Source organism: Tunicatimonas sp., assembly GCF_049647865.1.
In the GTDB taxonomy this organism is placed as follows: domain Bacteria; phylum Bacteroidota; class Bacteroidia; order Cytophagales; family Cyclobacteriaceae; genus Tunicatimonas.
Genome location: NZ_JBARYM010000343.1, coordinates 1 through 9,254, shown reverse-complemented (window position 1 = coordinate 9,254; position 9,254 = coordinate 1). Strand labels below are relative to the sequence as shown.

Below are 9,254 nucleotides of genomic sequence, written 5' to 3'. Positions count from 1 at the left end.
GCGAAGTCAGTACAACTACTGAAATGATATTTCCTGAAGATTTCATCACTTGCATAGATAGGTTGATGAACGAAACGATATCTTTCCATGAATTTTGTTCAAAAAAATACCGCAAGCAAATAAAGCTTTGTATTACTCAAATTTATTAAAGTAATACTATTTTTAATACACACAGTTAAAAACTGCCTGAGAAATTAGATAAGATAAGGCTGTGATTTACTGCTGTAGCTTATTATTATTTCCGCAAGGTGTTGAAGAAGTCAACATCTAGTATAAGTACGTTCCTGTACCAACTACCGTAATAAAGTGATTCTTTTGAAAAAGAAAATAAAGTAATCCAACTACCCAAGCTGTAGATAGTGACAAGTATTATACAAACTTTAACACCTCTTTGGCTTTACGCTGCGCCTCGCGAGGAAATACCAATAGCGACTCTCGCACAATTAAAGAGAGCTTTTTAATAGCACTTTTATTCGCTGAAACTCGAAGCTGACGACGGGACAAACCTTGCCCAGCCATTGCGTAATAACCTTTGGTAATGTAACCAACTCGCAGGGTTAGAAAGGCATTTCCGGTGCCTTGTAGAATAGAAGAAGATAACGTACCCAAACCAGGAATGACTCCTAAGAAGCCACGGCTAATCTGCGGAAATATTTCGGCCAATTGGGCATCTTCGATTCCATCGGCAATTAAAGCAGCGGCTAGCACTTTCGTGTAGGTCTTAATTAGCTGCCCGTAAGTAGGTCGGTAGCCATAGTTTCGCACCAGCTCCTTCATCATACGGAAATTAATCATTAGTACCAAAACAGCATCTAGTCGTCCATTTTGTGATAAGGCAGTAGAAATAAAAACCTGCTTGGCGTGCCGATGAACAATATCATCCATCCGGTCAAGCCGCCCGTCGAATATTCTGCCCAATGCTTCTGATGGATCTTGTCCTGACTTCAACAGACGGTTCAATTCATTCTTTTCCGCTAAATCTAGCTGCCCCTGCCCTATTAGTTGCTTAGCCACCTTACGAGCAGCCTTAGAACCAGGATCGCTCATATCATCATCTAAAAATTGCCCGGCTTTGATTTCAGGCAAGGTAAATACACTAAGCAAAGGACGGACAATTAAAAAGAAGAGTAGCAGAACCGTAACTCCGTAAAAAGCATAGCTCAGATAAGGATGAATTTCAGCAATATTATCACCAATGGTTAAAATATTGCCGATGATGATCAGCAGCAGTACAAAGAGAACGCCGCTACCCAGCAGTCCCCAGAATAGTATATTTTTATTTCTCATAGTTAAGAGGTTGGTTATCAGTGACTAAAGCCATATAAAATTTCCTTAAAGCCCTATAATAAGACAGATTGTTATTGAAATAAGTTGCATTTATGTAGTGATTTGTGGGCGGAAACAAACAAATTGGTGCCAATTATCTTGTAGATTGCGAGTATCTTTTTTCTCTACCTTAACTCATCTATGTCTGCATTTTCTCGCTTCATTGGCAGTATCAACCCCTACATGTTACTGATGTTGGGGTACGTTTCTTTGATGATTGTTGGCTCCATACTGCTGGCTTTACCGTTCGTACACGAAGAACCGGTTTCGTTCTTAGATGCTTTGTTTACCGCTATCTCAGCAGTATCTACCACCGGACTAATTACGGTAAGTACACCCGACAGCTATAACTTAGCGGGCGAAATTATTATTATTCTGTTAATTCAGATTGGTGGAATTGGCTATATGTCGTTGGCTTCGTTTGTAGTGTTAGCCAGCCGCAGAAAACTCTCTACGCTGGGGGAAAGTCTCATAAAAACCGATTTTAGTCTTCCCGAAGGGTTCTCAATTATTGACTTCATTCGTAGCGTGGTCATCTTTGCTTTTAGCATCGAGGCCATCGGGGCAGTTATCTTGTTTATTCTGTTTTGGCAAGCCGATACCCCCGATGCACTATGGCAGGCTATTTTTCATAGTATTTCCGCATTTTGTACAGCGGGGTTCAGCCTGTTCAACAATAGCTTAGAAGATTTTAAGTTCGATTTCTGGATCAACCTCGTTATTACTCTGCTGGCCTTAGGTGGGTCAATTGGTTTTATTGTGTTCTCAGATATTTATCTAAGGATTACTGGTAGAAAGGAACACCTTACTTTTACCAGTCGAATTATTCTCAGGTTTACGTTAGTGTTTGTATCGATAGGTTCATTTATCGTTTTTCTAACTGAGAGTCAGTTTGCCGGTTACAGTCCAGAGAACAGCTTGTTGGTATCTATTTTCCAGGTGATGACAGCTTCTACTACCGTGGGATTTAATACTTATGCTATTGGTGATTTATCGAGCGGAGTGCTGTTTCTAATTATCATAATGATGCTATCGGGAGCTTCTCCCTCAGGTACGGGAGGTGGTATTAAATCTACTACTATCACCGCGCTATACGCCGTTATGGTGGGCACATTACGGGGTAAAGAAAATATTACCTTCGCAAACCGAACTATACCTCCCGACAAGGTAAGACTAGCCGCTACTAATTTCTTCTTCTATATTATTGTACTGGGGACAGGCATCTTTCTCTTGAGTCTAGTAGAAGAACACCCTATTTTCGAGGTCATCTTCGAAGCTACCTCTGCTTTGGGAACTGTGGGATTAAGTACCGGAATCACCGGGGCACTGACACCGTTGGGAAAACTACTCATCATTATGCTGATGTTTTTAGGAAGAGTGGGTCCAATTACTTTCGGGTTAGCTCTAATGAAAACGGAGCAAACCTCCACAGTAAAAGAAGAACTTGGTGACATTGTGATTTAGAAGAATTTCAGTTTTAGCGATGTACTTTCTACCGTTCGTATACCTTTAAGTTTCTTCCCCCATAATTGGCGATCCACATTCGGTTGCCTTTGGTTAAAACATCAGTAGGTTTATCTAATGCATCTGAAATAGTTTGCAACAGAGTTCCTTTCAAATCAAAAATCAGTACTCGGCTATTCTCAAAATCAGTGACAAATAATTCGCTTTTCGAAACAAAGATACCCGTAGCAGCATTCATCTGCTGATTTTGCCCGATGGTTTGTAGGTGCTTGCCCGATTTACTAAAAACCTGAACCCGATGGTTGTAAGCATCGGCCACGTATATTTTGTTCGCAGTAATCTGCACATCTGTTGGGTAGTTGAATTCACCATCATTATTCCCTTTCTTACCCATTGTTTGCCAGGCTTCCCCGTCTGAGTATAGCACTCGGTTGTTGTAAAAATCAGCAATGGCCATTTCGTCACCTAAAACCGAAACCCCCGCTGGCGCATCTAAGCTATCAGGAATATTAAATTCTTGGGAAGCTTTACCCGTAATCTTGACAATTCGGTCAGAGCCGTACTCAGGCACTACTAAACTTTCACCATCCGTAGTCAAGTGCATCGGTCGGTCCAAACCAGGAAACACTTTTAAGACTTCCCCCTGCTGCGTTAGTCTTACCAACTGATTGTTATCACCGTCAGAAATCCAGAGGTCTTCGTTCAATAATGTTAGGCCAATTGGAGTATGTTCTTGCAGATCAATTGTACCAATTTCTTGCCAGTCAGCCCGCCCACAGGCGGCAAGTAGTGTATTGGCCAGAACACCAATAATTAGCGTTCTGGTTATACTATTATCTTTCAATATTTTCATGTGTCAAAAAGGTAGCTAAGCAAAAAATGTTCTTACTTCCGGTACAAACAGCAGGCTGGCAGCTTCTCGTATTTGCTGTCTTTAGCTTGAATGAATTCAGTATCGTGACCTACCGTAGCGATAGCTTCCGCGATAGCCATTTCCGAAGTAGCAGTCGTATCAAAATCAACTGAAAGCATTTTGGTTGCCACATTCCAACTGGCTTGGTTGATACCATTAACTTTTAATGCCGCTTTTTCTATTCTGGCTTGGCACATTTCACAATTTCCGGCTACAAACATTTTTGAACTACTCAGACTTACTACACCAGTCTGGTTATCAGCAACTAGTTCAGTCCCGCTAGTTTCTAGGCTTCCGTCGACCCGAGTAATTTCGGTACTTACTGGGGTATATCCAGCTAGCTCTACCTGTTTTTCTACCCGCTCTATGCTTAGTGGTTTATCAGCAGGGTAAGAGAAAGTGAAGACTCCGGTTTCCATCGCTATTTTTACGTCTTTAATACCCTTGAAGTCTTTAAACTTCTTCTCTAAGCCATAGGCACAAAACGGGCAACCTAGCCCATCTACTCGTACGGTATAATTGTCTCTCTGATTGGATTGAGCGTTTGCCAACGGAGCAAACGCGAATATTGCTAAAATGAATATGATTAAATTTTTCATGATGCTTTTATTTACAATTCGTAGATTTAAAATATATAGCGGGTTCCCAGAAACAGGCTCCGGTTCCAGCGTTGGTCATCCGGCAAGTTTTGATACAGTGGGAACTGTATTGATGCTTCTATGGTAAACCGGCCTCGAGCGTACTGCAAACCCTGAGCGTACAATAGTAATACCTCATCCCGATTGACTAGCCAACTACTCTGATATTCAAAGTATAAGTTTACTTTTTTAACCGGATAAGTAGGTTTGAGCAGCGGTACGCCGAACCCTAGCTTGTAGCGTAGCTCGTCAAAGTCTTTATCAAAAACCTGATTGTAGCCTAACTCATTAGAGACTCCCAACTGCAAGCTTTCGTAACCAGCAACTACTCCCAAATACGTTTGGTGTACGCCCAAACCCATTCCCATAATATTGATATCTTCTCCGGTTGGGAAGGTATGCAATGCTTTAACTACCGTCCTAAAGGTTTTGCCTTTTCCATCTTTCTTATAGAACTGATACTTTGCCAGTAGTTGAACATCACCCAAATTACTTCCATCTTCTCTTTCTGGATTAGAAAAATTGTAAGTGATGTAGGGAATGTGAATCGCCACTAAACTATTGGAAGTGGGTAAATAGTGTACCATGAGCGGGGCGTTCACAAAGGTACCTTCTTTAGTACTCCTAATTTCAGTCAGGGTTTTAAGAATCACACTTTTGGAGCCGAGCATGATTGGTTTGTCTGTAGTGATTGGGGGCCCCTGGGCGCGAACTTTGGCGGGCAGAAAGAATACCCCCCAGCAGAATAACAAAAATATTTTTTTCACCTTTATCGGTTTATAATTCTGATAATCAGATAGATATGATTTTCACTGCTATCTCAAGATGAACTACATCTTGCAACAGCAGCGAACCCGTAACCAATGCTAGTAGCGTTGCCGACGGTATACTTCACATAAAAAGAAAGGTGGTCTAAATAAGAAATGACTGCACCATCACCGTAACGTTTTGGCTCAGTAGCGGTGGTTTGTACGCCAGATAAGGAAAGTCAGTAATAACACTGCTCGTAGGAAGTAAATAATCTAGCGTAAGAAATGGTAGCGAAACCAGAGAGGTGCGTGCTTGTTGAGGGGCTTCTACCGTATAAGAAGTGGAGAAATCAGCTTGCGATCCTACTGAGAACGAACTGTCTTGACAGCAGTCCATTTTATTAATTTCAGTTTCCTCCGATTGATGGCAAGACGACTCACTTACGGTCAAAGAACAAGCTTGTGCCTTACCTAAAAGGCTCACACTCGCCAGTTCACCCATGCAAAAGTGCATGTTCACGCTAAACCCTACCGATGAGATCAACATCAGCAAGGCTAAAGCAGTCGCCATAAGTCTATATGAATGCCTTGATCGATTCATTCAAAATTGGGAACAAAAATTCTTTCTCTTATAAAGGTACGCTAAAATGTAGAATGAGTTTAGCAGCATAATAGTTTCATACAGCTGACCTTTCCTGTTAGACATAAAAAATCCGAAACTGATGAAGCCTCGGATTTTTAAGTTTTCTCAATTTAGTATGGCATCATTCCGCCGGTAACACTCACTACTTCACCAGTCATATAGCTTGATTCTTGAGAAGCTAGCAGTACGTATACCGGAGCAATCTCAGCGGGTTGACCCGGACGGCCCAGCGGGGTAGTAGAACCAAATTCTTCAATTTTATCCTGAGGTTGCCCACCGCTCGACTGGAGGGGTGTCCAGAAAGGGCCCGGAGCCACCGCATTCACTCGAATGCCTTTCTCGGCCATTTGTTGCGAAAGGGCTTTAGTAAAAGCTACGTTGCAGGCTTTAGTTTGGGCATAGTCGAGTAAACTTTCCGATGGATCAAAGCTTTGTACTGATGCCGTATTGATGATAGAAGCTCCTGCTTCCATATGAGGAATTGCGGCTTTGCAAATCCAGAATGGGGCGTACACATTTACTTTAAACGTATTATCGTACTGTTCAGTAGTCAGGTCTTCAATACTGGATTGGGCTGTTTGTCGTCCGGCGTTATTCACCAAAATATCTAGTCCACCGAGTTCACTCACCGCTTCCTCTACTAATTTCTTACAAAAATCCTCCTGAGAAATATCACCCGGAATAGAAACGGCTTTGCATCCTTCGGCTTCAATTAACTCCACCACTTGCTTAGCATTTTCAGATTCTTCGGGTAGGTAGTTGATTACTACGTCGGCTCCCTCACGAGCGAAGGCAATAGCAGCCGCTCGACCAATACCAGAATCACCTCCGGTAATTAGGGCTTTGCGCCCTTTTAATCTCCCAAAGCCCTGATAACTTTTTTCTCCGTGATCGGGCAAAGGTTCCATCTTACCAACAACTCCCGGACGATTCTGGGGCTGACGAGGAAAGGGTGGACGGGGATATTGATCTAACGGGTTTTGCTTTTCGTACTGATTCGTTGTTCTTAAATCGCTCATAAAAAAATTTAGATAAAAGGTTAAAAAAGTTTCTTTAAGTAGGTGAATACCCTACTCATTATCGAAGTGTTTCTTAGTAGAAATGTTTACTTCAATGCTGAAATAAAATTTGAAAATTACGGTAGCTGAGTATTTTTATCAGCGAAAACTGGGATAGTAATACTAACAAAAAAGCACTCTCACAAAGCAAGAGTGCCTATGAATTTAGCGACTACCAATTACTTAGGAAATGTGTCGTCCACTTCTGCGGGCAGTGTTTTTTTCCAATGCAGACAGCGCGCTGTAGATGAATATTACTAAGGCTATTGTTTTGCCACAGATGGTCGTGCCGTGGTGCCTGCTTACAGCGGCGAAGCAACCCGGTCTTTAAGGCGTTGGCTCAGTGCCCGGAAGTTGAGCTTCTATGCTTTTTTACGGGCAGCACGCTTCACGCTACAGACTAATCAAATTAATGAATAACGAACAATTAGCTACTACTTATTATTCGTTACCCACATCCCCGTTGCTTCGCTTCCGCTGCTGTTGCATGGGGTTCTCGCCGGAAGTACCTCGGGCGCGCTGGCTTTCTTTGAACACCTCAAAGCGTGTCGGAATATTCTTCTTCGGATAGTAATTATTTGTTTCGTCCGTATCCGCTGTTTCGCGGTAAGGATCCACTACAATTTGAGCTACCTTTTTATCTTTTGCAAAAACTTTAGTTGCCATTTCAGCATTATACCGCCATATTTCGGCCGGAATGCGTTCAATCTCAGTGCTACCGTCTTCGTAAGTCCAGCTCAAGATTACCGGCATCACTAAGCCGCCGACATTGCTGAAGTCAATTTCGTAAAAATGCTTGCCCGATTCTACCAACTGGCGTTCCTCATCATTCAGGCTAGCGATAAATGAATCGTAGGCTTGCTGGTCTTCCGAAGTTATGGAGAAGGGATCGTAGCGGTTGTAGAAGTCACGTAGCGATGGATCAGCTTCAATAGCCGTAGTGGCTACGTCTTCGGAGTTATACTTCTGGCTGATATGCTTTTCCTGCTCTTGGTAGCGTTGCTTAGCAATTGGTTTTTCCACCTCGGGATTTTTCGTATTAATCTGGTAGTACTTTACGCCGTCAATCCCAATATCTACGTGGTCTACGGTGTAGAACCAGCCACGCCAAAACCAGTCTAAATCAGTACCCGAAGCATCTTCCATCGTGCGGAAGAAATCTCCCGGCTCGGGGTGTTTGAAGGCCCAACGCTGGGCGTACTTCTTAAAAGAGTAGTCGAACAATTCCCGACCCATCACGGTTTCCCGCAAAATATTTAGAGCAGTGGCTGGTTTAGCGTAGGCGTTTGGCCCCAATTGCTGCACCTGATCGGAGTTGGTCATAATTGGGCTGATCTGCGATTGGTCGCCACTCATATAGGGAACAATCTTGAATGCAGGCCCCCGCCGCGAAGGATACTCGCGATCCCACTCCTGCTCGGTCAGGTACTGTACAAAGGTATTCAGCCCTTCGTCCATCCAGGTCCACTGCCGCTCGTCAGAATTCACAATCATGGGGAAGAAGTTATGACCCACTTCGTGAATAATTACTCCGATCATGCCGTATTTAATGCGCTCCGAATAGGTACCATCAGCGGCCGGACGTCCGTAATTAAAGCAGATCATCGGGTACTCCATGCCATTAGAGGCTTCCACTGATATCGCTTTCGGGTATGGATAGGGAATGGTGAATTTGGAGTAAGTCTTTAGCGTGTGAGCTACCACTTCGGTAGAATACTGCTCCCACAGCGGATTACCCTCTTTCGGGTAGTACGACATCGCCATCACGGTGCGTCCGTCAATATCTACGCCCATCGCATCCCAGATGTATTTACGCGAGTTACCGAAGGCGAAATCCCGTACGCTGTCGGCGTGATACACCCAGGTTTTAATCCCCTTCTCGCGACGTTTCTCCTTCTTCTCTACCTCATCCTGGCTGACAATAACTACTGGCTTGTCGGAGGTTTTAGATTCTTCTAATAACTCGCGTTGCTCAGAAGTCAGCACTTCTTCGGGATTCTGTAACGTTCCGGTGGAAGCTACAATGTGATCGGAGGGCACAGTAATTTCTACTTCATAGTCACCGAAGGTAAGGGCGAACTCGCCTCGGCCCATGAACTGCTTATGCTGCCAGCCGTTATGGTCGTCGTACACCGCCATGCGGGGGAACCACTGAGTGATCGTATACAGGTAGTTACCATCTTCGGGAAAGTACTCGTAACCGCCCCGGCCGCCCATTAAATTGCGATCGTTGATATTGTAGTACCAGTCTACTGAAAAGGTGATGTCCTCCCCGGGCTGAAGCGGTTCGGGAATATCTACCCGCATCATAGTGCGGTTGATTGTGTAAGCAATATCATTCCCATCAGCATCTTTTACCGCCTGGATTTTATGCCCACCATCAAAACCGTACCCAATAATTTCTTCCAGTTTATCTACATCCATCTTATCCGAAAGACTGTTGGTCTGGGTTTTATACGTATC

At 43.5% G+C, this 9,254-nt stretch carries 8 protein-coding genes; 1 reads left to right on the top strand and 7 read right to left on the bottom strand.

Annotated features, from left to right (window positions below; translation table 11 throughout):
• Nucleotides 1–369 precede the first annotated feature (369 nt).
• Nucleotides 370–1,287 carry a DUF697 domain-containing protein gene (locus WBA23_RS10330; RefSeq protein WP_424582199.1) on the bottom strand — a complete coding sequence of 306 codons (918 nt, stop codon included), beginning with the start codon at nt 1,285–1,287 and terminating at the stop codon, nt 370–372.
• Between the two features lie 180 nt (nt 1,288–1,467).
• Between WBA23_RS10330 and WBA23_RS10325 the strand changes: the two genes are divergently transcribed.
• The gene (locus WBA23_RS10325; protein WP_424582198.1) at nt 1,468–2,790 is read left to right on the top strand and encodes a TrkH family potassium uptake protein; all 1,323 of its coding nucleotides are present in this window, start codon (nt 1,468–1,470) and stop codon (nt 2,788–2,790) included.
• A gap of 28 nt (nt 2,791–2,818) precedes the next feature.
• Here WBA23_RS10325 and WBA23_RS10320 read toward each other — a convergent pair whose 3' ends face one another.
• The 6 genes from WBA23_RS10320 to WBA23_RS10295 all read right to left on the bottom strand — a co-directional run.
• Nucleotides 2,819–3,643: an NHL repeat-containing protein gene (locus tag WBA23_RS10320; protein WP_424582197.1), complete on the bottom strand. Its 825-nt coding sequence runs from the start codon at nt 3,641–3,643 to the stop codon at nt 2,819–2,821.
• 32 nt (nt 3,644–3,675) lie between these two features.
• Nucleotides 3,676–4,302, bottom strand: a complete 627-nt coding sequence (locus tag WBA23_RS10315) for a heavy-metal-associated domain-containing protein (RefSeq protein WP_424582196.1) — start codon at nt 4,300–4,302, stop codon at nt 3,676–3,678.
• A 26-nt stretch (nt 4,303–4,328) separates the two neighbouring features.
• A complete protein-coding gene (locus tag WBA23_RS10310) occupies nt 4,329–5,108 on the bottom strand; it encodes a hypothetical protein (protein ID WP_424582195.1) in 780 nt (259 codons plus the stop codon).
• Nucleotides 5,109–5,253: 145 nt separating this feature from the next.
• Entirely contained in the window at nt 5,254–5,661 is a 408-nt protein-coding gene (locus tag WBA23_RS10305) for an HYC_CC_PP family protein (protein WP_424582194.1), read from the bottom strand.
• A gap of 182 nt (nt 5,662–5,843) precedes the next feature.
• A complete protein-coding gene (locus tag WBA23_RS10300; RefSeq protein WP_424582193.1) occupies nt 5,844–6,752 on the bottom strand; it encodes an SDR family oxidoreductase in 909 nt (302 codons plus the stop codon).
• A 480-nt stretch (nt 6,753–7,232) separates the two neighbouring features.
• On the bottom strand, nt 7,233–9,254 hold a 2,022-nt coding region (locus WBA23_RS10295), incomplete at its 5' end, for a M1 family metallopeptidase (protein WP_424582192.1).